Origin of the sequence: Thiothrix sp. (assembly GCF_028714775.1) — a bacterium.
Classification (GTDB): domain Bacteria; phylum Pseudomonadota; class Gammaproteobacteria; order Thiotrichales; family Thiotrichaceae; genus Thiothrix.
In genome coordinates, this window is record NZ_JAQTLS010000018.1 from 70920 (window position 1) to 87244 (window position 16325).

Below are 16325 nucleotides of genomic sequence, written 5' to 3' on the forward strand. Positions count from 1 at the left end.
GCTGGATAACCTTATGCTGTCTTTCCGTGATTCCCTGAATAAGTTTGACTACCTGTTGGCCTTCCTTGCGGGGGGCGCAATGGTGCTTGCCTTTGCCCCGCTCGAACTGCGCCCCTTGGCGTGGTTGGCTCCGGCGGTATTTTTCTGGTTAAACCTGAAGTCCGTTTCCCTGAAACAACGTCTGCGCTTGTCGTGGGTATTCGGCATTGGCTTGTTCGCAGGCGGGGCGCACTGGATTTATGTCAGCATTCATTTTTTCGGCGGGGCAAATAATTTCGTTGCCGTGTTGATGGTGACGCTGTTTGTGGTGATTGTGGGCTTGTGCCTGATGCTGTTTGGCTGGCTGGCGTCTTATGCGGATCACTTGTCGGCAATCATGCGATTACTTGTTATTTATCCGGCAGCATGGGTGCTGACTGAATGGTTCCGGGGTTGGTTCCTGACCGGGTTCCCATGGTTGCAATTGGGGACGACGCAGATTGATACGTGGCTGGCAAGTTACGCGCCGATTACTGGGGTATTAGGGGTAAGCTGGTTGGTGGCCTTGGGCGCGGGCGCATTGGTGGTGTTGGTCGTTGGTTCCATGCGCGAACGCATCATTGCCGTCAGTTTGGCGGTGGTCACGACTGCTGGGGGCTTTGGTTTGGGGCAAATTCAGTGGACACAACCGAGTGGCGCACCTTTATACGTCAGCATGTTGCAAGGCAATGTTGATCAGCTAACCAAGTGGGATCCCACCTTCCGCAATGAAAATGTGCAGGCATACCTGAATTTGATGGACGGGGACAAATACCCCGATGTTGAAACCTCCCATCTGGTGATCTGGCCGGAAACGGCGCTGTCGGATTTCTTCCATTTCTCCAAAGACGATGTGATGCTGCCGCTACAGCAATGGACGCACGACGCAAATACCGAGATGCTGGTGGGTGGCTTTTTCCGCGATGCCGAAAAAGAGGCAGTCTATAATGCAGTGATGGCGGTGGGTGGCTCGCACGATGTCGAAAAGTCCGTGGCAACCGGGGTCGATGTGTACGGCAAGCAGCATCTGGTTCCCTTCAGCGAATACATTCCCTTGTTAGAATACCTGCGTTTTCTGGAAAACATCATCAAGCTGCCGTATGACAATGTAACGTCGTGGAAAGGGGCTAATACCCTGACCGTTGCGGGTCAGCCCGTGCGTATGTCGGTATGTTACGAAGATGCTTACGCCGAAGAAATGATCAAAGGTTTGCCGGAAGCCACGCTGTTGGTCAATGTCAGCAATGACGGTTGGTTTACTGGCTCAATTGAACCGACACAACACGCTGAAATTGCGCGGATGCGGGCGTTGGAAGCTGGGCGTTTCTTGTTGCGTGCCACCAATAACGGGGTGAGCGCGATCATCAATGAGAAAGGTAAGGTGACGGCATCCATTCCGCAGTACCAAGCAGGTGTGCTGTCGGGTTATGCTGTGCCGATGACTGGCTGGACGCCTTACGTCAAAGTGGGTAACTGGCTGATTATTTCGCTGATGCTGCTGTTGTTTGTAGCGCCATTGGCATGGATGCGCGGCAAGTTTTATTGATGTATTTACTTAGCGGCGAGTTGTTGCTTAAATCTGCCGATATTCAACACTAAATACCTTGCTAAGGATCGTCATGCCAAAGATTTCTGTTTCCCGCAAGCTCGCAGGTTTTGCCCTGTGCGCCGCAGCCTTACTCAGCTTGCCTGCCCACGCGGGTAAAACCTTGGATACCATTAAGTCACGCGGTCAGTTGGTGTGCGGCGTCAATGTTGCGCTCGCTGGTTTTTCCGCCGCTGACAGCAATGGCAACTGGAGCGGGATGGATGTGGATTACTGCAAAGCCCTTGCCGCTGCCGTCCTTGGTGATGCCAGCAAGGTGAAATGGGTTCCGCTCAATGCCCAGCAGCGTTTTACTGCTTTGCAATCGGGTGAGGTGGACATCCTTTCGCGCAATACCACGTGGACATTGACTCGCGATGCCTCCTTGGGGGCGAACTTTGTCGGGGTGATGTATTACGACGGTCAAGGCTTCATGGTGGATAAGAAACTCAAAGTCACCAGCGCTAAGCAGCTCGACAATGCGACCGTGTGCGTGCAGTCCGGCACGACCACCGAAAAGAACCTCACCGATTACGCCCGCGCTAATAACCTGAAAATCAAACCGCTGGTGTTTGAAAAGAACGAAGCCGCGACTGGCGCGTACCACAGCGGACGTTGCCAAGCCTACACGACTGATGCTTCCGGGTTAGCTGCTGAACGGGTTGCCGCGAAAGTGCCAGATGACAACATCATCCTGCCGGAAATCATTTCCAAAGAACCGTTGGGGCCATTGGTACGCCGTGGCGATGACGAGTTTTTTGCCATTTCCAAGTGGGTGCTGAATGCACTGGTCGAAGGCGAAGAATACGGTCTTACCCAAGCCAACCTCGACGAAAAGAAAACCAGCACTGACCCCAATATCCAACGCATCCTCGGCACAAGCGAAGACATGGGCGCATTACTGGGGCTGGATAAGGAATGGGCTTACCGTGCGATCAAAGCTACAGGCAATTACGGCGAAATTTTCGAGCGTAACGTCGGCAAGGGTTCCCCGCTGAAACTGGAACGCGGCCTCAATAATTTGTGGAACAAAGGCGGTATTTTGTACGCGCCACCGATCCGTTAATGCAGATGGAGCCATTATCCCTCGTTGAGCCTATTTGCAGTTTCCAATTGCAATACGAACACGCTAATGGTCGTTTGTATCAGGGGGATTCATTGGCGTGGTTGGCTTCGTTGGCGGATGCGAGTGTGGATTTGGTGTTTGCCGATCCACCCTACAATATTAAAAAAGCCGACTGGGATAATTTTGACAGCCAAGAAAAATACATCGAGTGGTCTATTCAATGGATCAAGCAAGCCTCGCGGGTATTAAAGCCTACGGGGTCTTTGTATGTGTGCGGCTTTTCAGAGATTTTGGCTGATTTGAAACACCCCGCCTCAAAGTATTTCAAGCATTGCCGTTGGCTTATTTGGCACTACAAAAATAAGGCGAATTTAGGCGGTGATTGGGGGCGTTCACACGAAAGCATCATTCATTTCCGCAAATCTGACGTTGCCAAACTGAATATTGACGATGTGCGCACACCTTACGGGGCGCATACACTGAAATATCCCTCTCATCCACAGGCTGATACCAGTGCCTATGGCAAGGGGGCGAGCAAGCCACGTGATAATTGGACACCGCATCCTAAGGGTGCGAAGCCAAAAGATGTGATGGATATTCCCACTACTTGCAACGGCATGGGGGAAAAGACACCGCATCCCACCCAAAAGCCCGAAGAGTTAGTGCGTAAATTTGTACTGGCTTCCTCCAATGAAGGGGATTTGGTTGTTGACCCGTTTTCCGGTTCTGGCACAACAGCAGTGGTGGCAGAGCAACTTAACCGCCGTTGGCTGGCGTGTGACCTTGATCCGCAATACAACCGCTGGGCGATTGGGCGGCTAGAAAATGTACGTCGCATGACTAAAGACGAGTGGATTGCCCACGACCGGAAAACCGCAGAACGCAGGGAGTCTATCCGATGAACCTCTCTGATTTAGTGGGTTACGCGACAGATAAAGAGCGTTTCCGTAGCGTTGCCGATTACATCGACTTTTGTACCCGGTACTTGGAGTACGTCGATACGGGCTTGCAGGCGCGGATCGTGTCGCAAAATGAAAGCCACTACCAGTTTTTCCAGTACAGGGAAGAGGGTGGTTTTAACATTACGCGCCCGGTCAATTCACGCTTGATGTACGGTGCGGAAGGTTTTCCCCAAGCAGCGCAGCAGTTCACTGCAACACTTGAACAGTTACGGGATGGTCAGCAGCCTGCCGATGATTTACGGGAAAACCTGATCCGTACCATTTACACGCTTCAACAAGCTATTGGTGCAGCGTTGGATGCATTGCCTGCCGGAAAGTCAAACCAAGCCAGAAAAGTCAACGGTGATTTATTCGAGCGATTGATCCGGCTGCTGATTGTATCGCTTAACGTGGATTGCGTATCAGGGACAATGCAAGTTCCTGTCAAAGACGCGGATGGGAGTGAGCTTTTCAAGTCCAGTTACCAGCATGATTTGTTGCTTAGTAAAGATGGTGAACTGAAAATCATTGGTTCGGTGAAAACTTCCAGTAAAGACCGTATTGATAAAGTCTTTATGGATAAGTTCTTGTATAACCGTCTCACTGATACGGCTTTGCCGCACATTGCTATATTCCTGAATGATATTCAACGTAAGAAAACCAAGCGTGAGAATGAATACGGCGTTAGTGCAACCTTCTTGCCCGGTCATTTCAAAGCGTATACGGTCAAACTGAATCCGTTGGATGGCGTGTATTATTGTGACATTCGCCCGAATATGCGTGAGGACGCGCTGCTTTCACAGCATATCAAAACCATTGACCACTTTTTCTATGCTGACCTTTGGTCACTGCTGGCTAAGCATGGGCAGAATCTTGACGGCATTGCTATTGATCCACAACAAAATGGGGACGTTAGATGATGGCACTCTGGCGTAACCAGAAAATACGCGGGTGGATTTACCAGCTTTTGGTGTTGCTGCTGGTGGCTTTCTGCATCGCGGTGCTGGCGAATAATACGCTGGAAAACATGCGTATCCGTGGCATCCAGAGCGGTTTTGGTTTCTTGTGGCAGCCTGCCGGGTTTGACATCAGCGAAAGCCTGTTTAGTTTTGAATCTACCCAATCTTATTGGAAAGCGTTCCTCACGGGGTTTGGCAATACCTTACGGGTGGCAGTGTTGGGGATTATCCTTACCACCTTGCTCGGTGTCTTGCTGGGGGTAGGGCGATTTTCCCGCAATGTGCTGATACGCGGCTTGTGCCTGACGTATGTGGAAACTTTCCGCAATATCCCCGTGTTGTTGCAACTGCTGATGTGGTATCTGATTTGCGTCGAATTGCTGCCGGATGTGATGGATGCTGAACCTTTCCTTGGTATGTACCTGACCAAAGCGGGGCTGGCCTTGCCTTGGTTTGGGGATATGCCCGTCAAAGCGGGGTTTGGCATTAACGGCGGGATTACGGTATCGCCGGAATTCCTCGCGTTGCTGCTCGGCCTGACGCTTTACACCGCATCCTACATTGCGGAAATCGTGCGCAGTGGCATTGCCTCTGTCCCGCGTGGTCAGCATGAGGCGGCAATGGCTTTGGGTTTGAGCCGTGCGCAAACCATGCGGCTGATTCAGTTGCCGCAAGCTTTGCGCGTCATAATCCCGCCGCTGACCAACCAATACCTGAACCTGACCAAGAACTCGTCGCTGGCAGTGGCGGTGGGCTACCCCGATTTGGTGTCTATTGCCAATACGTCGATCAACCAGACGGGCAGGGCGGTGGAATGCATTGCGCTGATCATGCTGATTTACCTCAGTTTGTCGCTGCTCACCTCGGTGTTGATGAACGCTTACAACCGCCACGCGGCGATCAAGGAGCGTTAATATGCTGCAAACACAAGACACATTGGCATGGATTCGCACCAATCTGTTCAGCACTTGGTTTAACAGCGGCATCACGCTGGCCTTGGGCGCATTGCTGTTGTACACCGTGCCGCAAGCATGGGGCTGGGCAATCAGCCACGCGGTTTGGGGTGCGGACGTGGAACAGTGCAACGCGGCGCGGGGTACGGGCGCGTGTTGGGGTGTGGTTGCTGAAAAATACCGCCCCATCATTTTCGGGCGCTACCCGTTTGAAGAACAATGGCGACCTTTGCTGGCAACCCTATTGCTGATGGCCTTACTGCTGGCAAGTTGTATGCGCGTCTTCTGGTGCAAGTGGCTGGGGGCGTTGTGGGTGGTGGTGCTGGCAGCCTTTTTCATCCTCATGCACGGCGGTTTGCTTGGCTTGGCGCTGGTGGAAACGGGCTTGTGGGGCGGTTTGCCGCTGACCATTTTACTGGCTTCCTTGTCGGTAGTCGGGGCATTTCCCTTGGCGGTATTGCTGGCATTGGGACGGGTATCGGAGTTGCCGGTTTTCAAAACGCTGTGTACGGTGTATGTGGAACTGATCCGGGGTGTGCCGCTGATTTCCGTGCTGTTTATGGCATCGTTCCTGTTCCCGCTGTTCATGCCGGAAGGTTTTTCCATTGACGTGCTGCTGCGCGTGCTGGTGGCAATGGTGTTGTTTGCAGCGGCGTATTTGTCGGAAGTGATCCGGGGTGGTTTGCAGGCGATCCCGCGTGGGCAATACGAGGCGGCAGCGTCTTTAGGGCTGACTTACTGGCAGATGCAGCGCAAGATTATCCTGCCGCAAGCCTTGGCAACGGTTGTGCCGGGGATCATGAACAATTTCATTTCCACCTTTAAAGACACCTCGCTGGTGACAATCGTGAGCTTGTACGAACTGACAGGCTCGCTTGATTTGGCGGTAAACAGCCAGCCAGACTGGATGCCGTACAAGCTGGAAGGGTATTTGTTTATCGCTGCCATTTATTTCGTATTCTGTTTCAGCTTGTCACGCTACAGCCAGTGGGTGGAGCAGCAGGTGAACCGGGGAAAGGTGCATTAAGTATGTCGGACTACATGATCGAATTCGCCAAAGTCAACAAATGGTACGGCAACCACTTCCACGTGCTGCGTGACATCGACTTGCAGGTACGCAAGGGCGAACGCATCGTCATTTGTGGCCCTTCCGGTTCTGGCAAGTCTACCTTGATCCGCTGTATCAACCGCTTGGAAAGCCACCAGCAAGGCAAGCTGACCGTGGATGGCATCGAACTCAGCGATGATGTGAAAGCCCTCAATACCGTGCGCCGCAAAGTTGGCATGGTATTCCAGCAATTCAACTTATTCCCGCATTTAACAGTGTTGGAAAATCTCACGCTTGCACCCATCCAAGTCAATAAGCTCTCTAAAACGGAAGCCGAAGAACGTGCCATGACACAATTGCAACGGGTGCAAATTGCCGAGCAAGCGCACAAGTACCCGCTGCAACTCTCCGGCGGTCAGCAACAACGGGTCGCTATTGCCCGCACCTTGTGTTTGACCCCGCAAATCCTGCTATTCGACGAACCGACTTCCGCGCTCGACCCTGAGATGATCAAGGAAGTATTGGATGTCATGACCGAGCTGGCGGAGCAAGGTATCACCATGCTTTGTGTCACCCACGAGATGGGTTTTGCCAAGTCGGTTGCTGACCGCGTGATCTTTATGGATCAAGGCCAGATCGTGGAAGAGAACAACCCACACGACTTTTTCAGCCGCCCGCGCAGTGAGCGTACCCGCGAATTCTTGACAAAAATCCTGACACACTAAATCACGTCCCAAACACCCAATTTGGGTCATTGACAGAAATATTACAACGCGATATGTTGCAGTGCAGAAAACATTTGTGGCTGCAATATCTTGATATATATCAAGTAAGTGTTGCCACGTAATTTTGTCAATGTCATCTACCTTGGAGGCTTGGATATGATGCCATCCGAAGACCATTCAACCGATTTCAGTGCTCCGCCGATGGTGGAGGGCATTGCCCGCGTGGTAGCGGTGGAAGGCTCCGTGGTTTGGCTGGAACCAGAGCAAACTTCCACGTGCGGCGCGTGTTCTTCATCGTCCATGTGCGGCGCAAAAGGCATTGGCACGGCTGCCAACAGCTTAGAACGCCGCCGTTTTCCGATGGATAACCAAGAGAAGCTCACCTTAGGTGAGCGCGTGGTGGTGGGCGTGCGTGAAAATGCCTTGGTTAAAGCCTCGCTGACTGCTTACGCTATCCCCCTGATTACCTTGCTGGTAGCCGGGATCGTCGCACAAGGGATGGTAGGCAATGATGCCATCACCATGCTGGCGATGGTTGCTGGGCTGGTTATCGGGCTGATCGTGGCACGCATCAGTGCGAAACGCCTGTCTACACGCGGCGACCTTGCCCCCCAATTCCTACGCCGCGCTCACGCGGGCGAAACCTGTCATATTGAGTAAACCTAAGAGGCCAACACATGGGAGAGTATGTATTATTAATGGTGAGTGCCGCGTTGGTTAACAACGTTATTCTGGCACGTTTCCTTGGCCTGTGTTCATTCATGGGCGTTACTACGCGGGTCGATACTGCCGTCGGGATGGGCATGGCGACGACTTTCGTTATCACGGTTTCGTCAATGGCGGACTGGGCGGTTGAAACTTACCTGCTGCAACCTTACGGTTTGGGTTATTTGCGTACTGTTACCTTCATCTTGGTGATCGCGGCGGCGGTGCAGTTTACTGAAATGACCGTGCGGAAGGTGTCCCCACCGCTGTTCCAGATGCTGGGTATTTACCTGCCACTGATTACCACCAACTGTGCAGTATTGGGCGTTGCCCTGTTGCTGGTGGAAGGCAAAATGAACTTCATCGAAGCTACTTTATTCGGCTTTGCGTCCTCGCTGGGTTACAGCTTGGTTATGGTGATTTTCTCTGGCCTGCGTGAGCGCTTGGCATTGGCGGAAGTGCCGCGCCTGTTTGCAGGCCCGCCCATCGGCTTTATCGTCGCTAGCCTGTTGGCGCTGGCGTTTATGGGTTTTTCTGGTATGCAGACGAATTAAGGGGGTTATATGTTGCTTGCTGTTGGTAGTCTTGCCGTTATGGGTGTTGCACTGGGTGGCATCTTGGGAGCAGCGGCGCGTTTCCTCGCAGTAGAGGAAAACCCGCTGGAAGAAGAATTGAAGGCGATGTTGCCGGGTTCACAATGTGGGCAATGCGGTTTCGTTGGCTGTGGGCAAGCGGCTGCGGCGTTGGCTCGCGGTGAAGCACCCGTGACCTTGTGCCCTCCCGGTGGCAAAGCGGTGGTGGAAGCGCTGGCTAAGAAACTCGGTGTGACGGCTGATTTGTCCGAACACGAGGAAAAGCTGCCAGAACACGCATACATTATTGAAGACCTGTGCATTGGCTGCACGCGCTGCATCCGTGAATGTTCGGTTGATGCCATCCTTGGTGCAAACAAGTTGATGCACGCCGTCATTACTGACGTTTGCCACGGTTGCAAGAAATGCGTCCCGGTTTGCCCAACCGATGCGATTATCATGAAACCTATCGAAGTGACCGTCGGCACTTGGCACTGGTCTAAACCCGAAGCCGCGCAGCCTGTAGTGCATTAAGAGGAATCAGGAAAGATGAAGTTATTCCCCATCCGTGGCGGTATCCACCCCGATTACCGCAAGGAAACCACCTGCGAAAAGGCCATCGTGGCAATGCCGATGCCTAGCGCACTGCATATTCCTTTGCAGCAACACATTGGCGCACCGGCTGAAGCCTTGGTAAAAGCTGGCGACACCGTGAAAAAAGGGCAGTTGATTGCCCGCAGCCAAGGTGCCATTTCTGCCCCGCAACACGCACCGACTTCCGGTACGGTAGTGGCGGTGACTGATGAAACCGCGCCACACCCTTCCGGTTTGCCGCAAGCGACCATCGTGATTGAACCCGATGGCAAAGATGAATGGGCAGAACTGCCCGCGCCTATCGCCGACCCGTTCGCGGCAGATGCGCAAACCATCGCTAACCGCGTTGCCGAATCCGGTATCGTTGGGATGGGCGGTGCGGCGTTCCCTTCTGCCGTCAAGCTCAACCTCGGTTCTCGCCACAAGCTGGATACCTTGTTGCTCAACGGTGCGGAATGTGAGCCTTACCTCAGTTGTGATGACCGCGTAATGCGCGAACACGCTGATGAAGTTATCGACGGCGCACGCATCATGGCGCACGCACTGGGCACTCCCAATATCGTTATCGGTATTGAGCAGAACAAACCGCAGGCGATTGAAGCCATGACCAAAGCCGCTGCTACGTTCAGTAACGTGACGGTGGTGGGCGTGCCTGTGCAATACCCGATGGGTTCCGAACGCCATTTGGTGCAAGCCATTACCGGGCGTGAAACCCCAGCCCGCAAATTGACTGCTGACATTGGCGTGGTGGTACACAACGTTGCTACAGCGCGTGCGGTACAACAAGCCGTGCGTTTTGGGCGTCCATTACTGGGGCGGGTGGTAACGGTCGGCGGCGGCGCAATGCGCGAACCGATGAACGTTGATACCCTCGTCGGTACACGGGTTTCCGACCTGATTAATTTCTGCGGTGGCTTTGCTAGCCAACCCGCACGGATGGTTAACGGCGGGCCAATGATGGGTCAACCGCTGCCGAGTCTGGAAGTGCCGGTGGTTAAAGGCATGTCTGGCATCCTCGCTTTGACGGCGGCTGAAACCAACGAACACCCGGTACAAGCCTGCATCCGTTGCGGTACGTGCGTCACCATTTGCCCCTGCGGTCTGGTTCCGGTGGAAATGGCGGCTTTCATCCGCAAAGACCATCTGGATGTTGCTGCCAAGCTGGGCGTCATGGATTGCGTATCTTGCGGCAGTTGCTCGTGGATATGCCCGTCACACATTCCGCTGGTGCATTACTTCAACTACGCCAAAGGGATGCTCAACGCGCAGGATCGTGAAAAGCGCAAGAATGACCGCGTTAAAACCGCTTCCGAAGCGCATACCCTGCGTTTGGAAAAAGCAGCGGAAGCCAAGCGTGCCGCCGATGCTGCCCGCAAAGCAGCACTTAACAAATCCACGCCAGCAACTTCAGAAGAGGCCAGTGCATGAGCATTGTTACCAGTAAAAGCGGGCCGTTTACCCATGCGGCCTCCAGTGTCCAAAAAACCATGACCTTGGTGCTGTTGGCGTTAGCGCCAGCCACCTTGTTCAACCTGTATCTGTTCGGCTGGCCTGCCATCCTGCTGTTCATCGTTACTGTCGGGGCGTGCGTTGCCGTTGAGGCTGGCGCTCTGTCATTGGGCGGTCGCCCGGTGAAATCGACCCTGTTGGACGGTTCCGCTGTCCTTACAGGTTGGTTGTTGGTGATGAGCTTGCCACCTTGGGCGCCTTGGTGGGTCGGCGTGCTGGCAGCGGTATTTGCCGTCGGCTTGGCGAAACACGCTTTCGGCGGTATCGGTCAGAACGTCTTCAACCCGGCAATGGTCGGGCGGACAGTGTTGCTGATTTCCTTCCCGGTTGTCATGACCGCGTGGGTTGCGCCACATCCACTGTTTAGTGCCGATGCACCTAGCTTGATGGATGCTTTCAGCATTACTTTCGGCGGCAATATGCCGGATGCGATGAGCGCGGCTTCAGCTTTGGGTCACGTCAAAACCGAACTGTCTCGCGGCATTCCTGTATCGGAATCTATGGCGCAAGTGCCTAACCTGTTTGACATGGCGGTGGGCTACCGCGCAGGCAGTATGGGTGAAACCTCCGCACTGCTGATCCTTGCGGGCGGTTTGTTCCTGATGGCGCGTAAAGTCATTTCTTGGCACATCCCGTTTACCCTGATGGCAACCGTGTTCCTGATGGGCACGCTGTTCAATGCGGTTAACCCTGAGCGTTTCGCTAGCGGCTTGTTCCACCTGATGTCGGGTGCGACTTTCTTGGGCGCATTCTTTATTGCTACGGATTACGTGACATCGCCTGTTTCCAAGTTGGGGCAGATCGTGTTCGCGGTTGGTTGCGGGATCATGGTTTGGATTATCCGTACTTTTGCTGGATACCCAGAAGGGATGGCGTTTGCCGTGCTGTTCATGAACGCACTGACACCGATCATTGACCAATACACCCGCCCACGCCTGTTTGGACGTACCCGCAAGGGCGAGCCACTGCCATTGAAGGGGGACAACTAATGAAACAAGGTACTATGATCCATGCTGCGATCTTAGGGGCGTTCTGTCTGGGGTTTGGTATCATGCTGGCACTTATCGAACAGGTGACAGCGGAAGACATTAAGGCGCGGGCGATGGAAGACCGTCAAGCGTCACTCAGCCAAGTGCTGCCAGCAGAGATCCTCGACAACAATCCGGTCACGGATACCGTCGTTATGAAAAATGACGAAGGTAAGGAAATCACCGTGTTCCGCGCCCGTAAAGGCGGTGAAGTCACAGGCATGGCCTATGAAATCTTCGGTTCCGGCTATGCGGGTGAAATGAAGCTGATGCTGGGTGTTGATGCGGCAGGTAATGTGTTGGGCGTGCGTGTGCTTGCCCACAAGGAAACACCGGGACTGGGCGACAAGATCGAAACCAAGAAGGGTGACTGGATTTTGAAATTCACCGGCCTGTCACTGGGCAACCCACCCGTGGACAAATGGAAAGTGAAAAAGGACGGCGGTCAGTTCGACCAGTTCTCTGGTGCGACCATTACCCCGCGTGGCGTGGTTGGCGCAATCCGCAAAGGGCTGGAATTCTTCGCGGTACACAAAGCTGAAATGATGGGAGGGGCACAGTAATGGAAACGACGCAATACGGCAGGATAGTCCGCGACGGGCTATGGGAAAACAACGGCGTACTCAGCATGTTACTGGGCATGTGCCCAGCGATGGCGATGACCACCAGTGCCACCAACGGCTTCGGCATGGGCTTGGCAACTGCGGTGGTTATGGCAGCGTCCAACTTACTGGTGTCGCTGTTCCGCAATTACATCACGCAGGAAGTACGGATTCCGGTCTTCATCCTGATCGTTGCCGCGATGGTGACGCTGGTTGACCTGACCATGAATGCGTGGATGCACGAACTCTACAAAGTACTGGGTCTGTTCATCCCGCTGATCGTTTCTAACTGCTTGCCACTGGCACGTTTGGAAGCATTCGCTGCCAAGGAGAAACCGCTGCCTGCATTGATGGACGGTATTTTTATGGGCTTGGGCTTCACGCTGGCGCTGACTGCCATCGGTGCGGTGCGTGAAATTACAGGTTCCGGTACGCTGTTCGCTGATGCATCCCTGTTGCTGGGGCCTGCGTTCAAGTTCATGGAAATGCGCTTGTTGCCTGCGGATATGGGCATCCTGATGATGATCCTGCCACCCGGCGGCTTCCTCGTGACAGGTTTGCTGGTTGTTGCTAAGCGTCTGATTGACCTAGCGGCGGGCAAAGAAATCCAAATGGGCGGCGCTCACAGCGTTGCGTAAGGAGGCAAAGATGAAAGTTGGAATCGCTTACGCATTATTGAATCGGCAAGCATGGTACGACGTGGAATTACCGGAAGGGGCGACTGTCCGTGACGCTATTGAGCGTTCCGGCGTCCTCAAACAGTTCCCTGAAATTGATCTGGCAACGCAGAAGGTGGGGATTTTCAGCAAAATCACCCCACTGGATGGGGCAGTCAGTGACGGCGACCGGGTGGAAATCTACCGTCCGCTGACTTGTGATCCGGCAGTGGTGAAAGCCAAAGCTAAGGCGAGCAAGAAAGAAGCGTAGTTTTTATGCTTGGGTGACTTGCATAGTGAAGAGGGGCGTACTGGATACGCCCTTTTTTATTAGTGATCTTCGCTTTTCGGGTCAATGAGTTTAAGTTGTGGATAGTAAGTATTATATTTAGCCGAGTCTCTAGTTATTAGCTCAAACTGAGATACAGTCGCGTGTGCGCCAATAAAAAAATCAGGTAGAGGTGATTTCTTTGTGCCTTTATTTCTTCTATATTGTAGAAATACTTTTCCAGTCAAAAACAACGCCTCTCTCGGAATTTCCAATACTTTGATGCCAAGCTCAGATATGGCTGCCTCTACCTCTTCGATTTTATCGAATCCAATTGAGACTTCTGTGTAAACAATTGAGTTGATATATAACGTATTTGTCTTGCTATACTTCTCAAGAACATTCTCTGACCAATCAGCCGAATTAGGATCATCTGTAAACAAATCAAGCAGCACGCATGAGTCTACAAAAATGCCATTCATTATGATTCCCTTGTCAGACCCATGATTTGATCTGTTGACATTTTAGCCGTTGCTATACCTCTAAATTTGTGAAATTTTCTTGTGATTGTGGGTTCATCAACTCTGACTATGTAGAAACGTCCATTTTCTTCTCTGAAGTCGATTTCGGTTTCAGGAGAAATGCCTAGTATCTCTCTGATATTTCTAGGAATAGTGACTTGTCCTTTGATGGTTACTCTCATGGCACATACTCTATATATGTAAGTAAGACCCTTATGGTATTACTTGCGATGGCAACAAGCAACTATGTATCAGCGCGGCACACGAACCCAATATATCTGGTGTTTGAATCTGGCACTGTTTTTCCCGCGCTAACGCATGACGAAATCATCTTTATTCGGTTATTAAATCTGGTGCTGTTTATCGTCACTTTATAAGGCCAACGTCCGAATTGACGGGCGGCGCGGGGAGTAGAAAGTAAGAATCGCGGGCTGTCACGCCGTCCGTCGTCGAATGATTTGTTAGCATCTTAATCTTGTGCAATCTTGGTTGATATTGAAATTAATAATCTAGGATTATCAGTATAAATACGATCAATGCCCATTAATAGAAATCTCTCCATCTCTATTTTCTCATTTACTGTCCATACCCCTATCTTTATTCCATATTTATGAGCCATATCTATTAAATATGGGCGGGCTCTTGTTTTGTGAATCATTATGTATTCAAATTCTAGCTGTTGCGCATTTTTTATGTCACGACTGATTATAGTGAATGGATGGCGATCCCAAAAAACTGGAATTTCAGAATCAATTTGTTTTACAAGAGCCATCTTGTTAATGCTAATATCATTGAAACCAATGTTTTTTATAACATCCATTTCTTTTGCTAGATTAATAATCTCTTTTACACAATTGCATTTTGGTTGAACAGATAGTTTAACTTGATTATGAAATTTTATAAGTTGAAAAGCTTCTGATAGCAAGGGTATTTTTTGAAGTTTAATATTGGGTATGTTATTAATTTTTTTGAAATTATATGACATATCAAGATTCATAAGTTCTTGGTATGTTGATTTAGAAACTAATAAGTTAAGATTGGCTACTCTGCCTGTACTTTTATCATGTATAACTACGAGTTGATTATCTTTTGTTTTATGTATATCAACCTCTATCCAATCCACTTTTAGATCGATGGCACTTTTAATTGACGAGAGGGTATTTTCAGGGAATTCGATTGAATTCCCTCTGTGGGCAGTAACGCCTTTATGAATATCAGCCATAATATTAAATGTTAATAGATATAATAAAATAAAAAATGTTAGTTTCACTAAAATATTTTTTCAAGAAACGGACTTGCCAATGGTAATATTATTGAACTTAATATGGTTATAATGGCTTTGCTATCAAAAGGCCACTCTTTTATGCTTTGTATGTGTTGGTATGCGCTATAAATATTTTCAACATCATCTTTATTTATAGTTAAATCGTTGCTTGATGCATCTAAGATGTTTTCTTGGTAAATCATTAGCTTATCTTTTGTTTTTTTATGTAAATGTTGAAGGTATTTTTGTTTTTGAACTCTAATCTCATTATAAAATGGGGATAATGGCAGGATTAAACTCAGTGGCAGTATAGATATTAAGAATAAAAATGAAATAGGAACGGCTTTATATTTAAGGAAAACTTCTAATGTTGTTATGTTTGGTTGCGCTATAAATTTCTCAAGAAACTGAATAAGAACAAAAATAATTAAAACGAAAACTATTAAATATATTTTTGTCGCTACTGAGCCAAAAATTGACAAGCCCGCTGACTTATCTGGATGAAATAAAATTGGGGAAAATATAATTCTCTCTTTGTCTGAAACAATGGTTTTTGCTAATCTTGTCCATAGAATAAAGTCAAATAATAAATTTAATATCAAAAAGCTCTCAAATAACCAAATTAAAACGGATGTGTAGAAAAGAAGAGAAAATCCAAAGTAGTGACCATAACACCATGTCTTTTCTTGAAGCATCTGAGTTGGACCAAGCCAATATGCAGAGGTCATTATCAATGATGCGATCAAAACTATAATTAATTTCATTTTTGATTTTGACAAAAGTATATCTTTATTTATTAAATCGTCTTTTTTTGTGAATTTTATAACTCCATTTGATATTGCATCATTTATTGCTGATGTTGATGCCGTATAAAAAATATAACACAATGAATTTAATATTGGGAAGATAACTATGAAAGATATTGGCCATACAATAAAATCACCAAAAAAAGAGAACTGTGGAAATTCTGTTGATTTGAATGCATTTCCCTCAAGTATAGAAATTATACTTGGAATAACTCCAATTATTAAAAGTGACGTGATGAAAACTTTTCCAGCACTTAATTTTTTAAGTATGGGATACCAGTCTTGATTTGTCATTTTGTGGCTCGGTTGGGACTGAATAATGCTAACGTTATGCATGACGGGCGCGGCGGGGAGTCGAATGGGCGGAGTCGCGGGCTGTGAGTCTGTCAAATAAACTGTGTAACAAATTTTCATAGGGCGGAGAGCGGGACGCGCTCTTCGCCGAACATGAGTAAAAAGGTCTGCAAAGCAGGCTTCCAGTGGTGGATAACCGACCACTTTTGCG

Annotated in this window: 19 protein-coding genes; 15 read left to right on the plus strand and 4 right to left on the minus strand. The window is 50.1% G+C overall.

All coding sequences use genetic code 11. The annotated features are described in order from the left end of the window. The first annotated feature begins 13 nt into the window (after positions 1-13). From lnt to PHE17_RS15880, 15 genes are all read left to right on the plus strand, one after another. Complete coding sequence (gene lnt / locus PHE17_RS15810; protein WP_301016867.1) at positions 14-1564, plus strand: apolipoprotein N-acyltransferase; 1551 nt, start codon at positions 14-16, stop codon at positions 1562-1564. Positions 1565-1637: 73 nt separating this feature from the next. Further along, a complete protein-coding gene (locus PHE17_RS15815) occupies positions 1638-2669 on the plus strand; it encodes an amino acid ABC transporter substrate-binding protein (RefSeq protein WP_301016868.1) in 1032 nt (343 codons plus the stop codon). Between the two features lie 5 nt (positions 2670-2674). Further along, positions 2675-3571 carry a DNA methyltransferase gene (locus tag PHE17_RS15820; protein ID WP_301016869.1) on the plus strand — a complete coding sequence of 299 codons (897 nt, stop codon included), beginning with the start codon at positions 2675-2677 and terminating at the stop codon, positions 3569-3571. Further along, a complete protein-coding gene (locus PHE17_RS15825) occupies positions 3568-4530 on the plus strand; it encodes a hypothetical protein (protein WP_301016870.1) in 963 nt (320 codons plus the stop codon). The genes PHE17_RS15820 and PHE17_RS15825 overlap by 4 nt, the downstream gene beginning before the upstream one ends. Then, positions 4527-5483: an ABC transporter permease subunit gene (locus PHE17_RS15830; RefSeq protein WP_301016871.1), complete on the plus strand. Its 957-nt coding sequence runs from the start codon at positions 4527-4529 to the stop codon at positions 5481-5483. Before PHE17_RS15825 ends, PHE17_RS15830 begins: the two co-directional genes overlap by 4 nt. A gap of 1 nt (position 5484) precedes the next feature. Further along, a complete protein-coding gene (locus PHE17_RS15835) occupies positions 5485-6549 on the plus strand; it encodes an amino acid ABC transporter permease (protein ID WP_301016872.1) in 1065 nt (354 codons plus the stop codon). Positions 6550-6563: 14 nt separating this feature from the next. Further along, complete coding sequence (locus PHE17_RS15840) at positions 6564-7295, plus strand: amino acid ABC transporter ATP-binding protein (protein ID WP_301016886.1); 732 nt, start codon at positions 6564-6566, stop codon at positions 7293-7295. Between the two features lie 156 nt (positions 7296-7451). Further along, on the plus strand, positions 7452-7955 hold the full coding sequence (locus PHE17_RS15845; protein WP_301016873.1) for a SoxR reducing system RseC family protein: 504 nt from the start codon (positions 7452-7454) through the stop codon (positions 7953-7955). Between the two features lie 17 nt (positions 7956-7972). After that, positions 7973-8554, plus strand: coding sequence for an electron transport complex subunit RsxA (gene rsxA / locus PHE17_RS15850; protein ID WP_301016874.1), 582 nt, complete (start codon positions 7973-7975; stop codon positions 8552-8554). Between the two features lie 9 nt (positions 8555-8563). Further along, positions 8564-9106: an RnfABCDGE type electron transport complex subunit B gene (locus tag PHE17_RS15855; protein ID WP_301016875.1), complete on the plus strand. Its 543-nt coding sequence runs from the start codon at positions 8564-8566 to the stop codon at positions 9104-9106. A gap of 15 nt (positions 9107-9121) precedes the next feature. Beyond that, complete coding sequence (gene rsxC / locus PHE17_RS15860; RefSeq protein WP_301016876.1) at positions 9122-10594, plus strand: electron transport complex subunit RsxC; 1473 nt, start codon at positions 9122-9124, stop codon at positions 10592-10594. Next, complete coding sequence (locus PHE17_RS15865; protein WP_301016877.1) at positions 10591-11664, plus strand: RnfABCDGE type electron transport complex subunit D; 1074 nt, start codon at positions 10591-10593, stop codon at positions 11662-11664. Before rsxC ends, PHE17_RS15865 begins: the two co-directional genes overlap by 4 nt. Beyond that, complete coding sequence (rsxG, locus tag PHE17_RS15870) at positions 11664-12266, plus strand: electron transport complex subunit RsxG (protein WP_301016878.1); 603 nt, start codon at positions 11664-11666, stop codon at positions 12264-12266. The genes PHE17_RS15865 and rsxG overlap by 1 nt, the downstream gene beginning before the upstream one ends. After that, positions 12266-12943, plus strand: coding sequence for an electron transport complex subunit E (locus PHE17_RS15875; protein ID WP_301016879.1), 678 nt, complete (start codon positions 12266-12268; stop codon positions 12941-12943). The genes rsxG and PHE17_RS15875 overlap by 1 nt, the downstream gene beginning before the upstream one ends. Before the next feature lie 10 nt (positions 12944-12953). Next, the gene (locus PHE17_RS15880; protein WP_301016880.1) at positions 12954-13232 is read left to right on the plus strand and encodes an RnfH family protein; all 279 of its coding nucleotides are present in this window, start codon (positions 12954-12956) and stop codon (positions 13230-13232) included. Between the two features lie 59 nt (positions 13233-13291). Here the strand turns inward: PHE17_RS15880 and PHE17_RS15885 are convergent, their stop codons facing one another. The 4 genes from PHE17_RS15885 to PHE17_RS15900 all read right to left on the minus strand — a co-directional run bounded on the left by PHE17_RS15885 (position 13292) and on the right by PHE17_RS15900 (position 16114). Further along, the gene (locus PHE17_RS15885) at positions 13292-13711 is read right to left on the minus strand and encodes a PIN domain-containing protein (RefSeq protein WP_301016881.1); all 420 of its coding nucleotides are present in this window, start codon (positions 13709-13711) and stop codon (positions 13292-13294) included. Further along, entirely contained in the window at positions 13711-13932 is a 222-nt protein-coding gene (locus tag PHE17_RS15890; protein ID WP_301016882.1) for an AbrB/MazE/SpoVT family DNA-binding domain-containing protein, read from the minus strand. Before PHE17_RS15890 ends, PHE17_RS15885 begins: the two co-directional genes overlap by 1 nt. Before the next feature lie 287 nt (positions 13933-14219). After that, entirely contained in the window at positions 14220-14972 is a 753-nt protein-coding gene (locus PHE17_RS15895) for a glycerophosphodiester phosphodiesterase family protein (protein WP_301016883.1), read from the minus strand. A gap of 47 nt (positions 14973-15019) precedes the next feature. Beyond that, positions 15020-16114 (minus strand): hypothetical protein, encoded by a 1095-nt coding sequence (locus PHE17_RS15900; RefSeq protein WP_301016884.1) that lies wholly within the window; start codon positions 16112-16114, stop codon positions 15020-15022. Positions 16115-16325 lie beyond the last annotated feature (211 nt).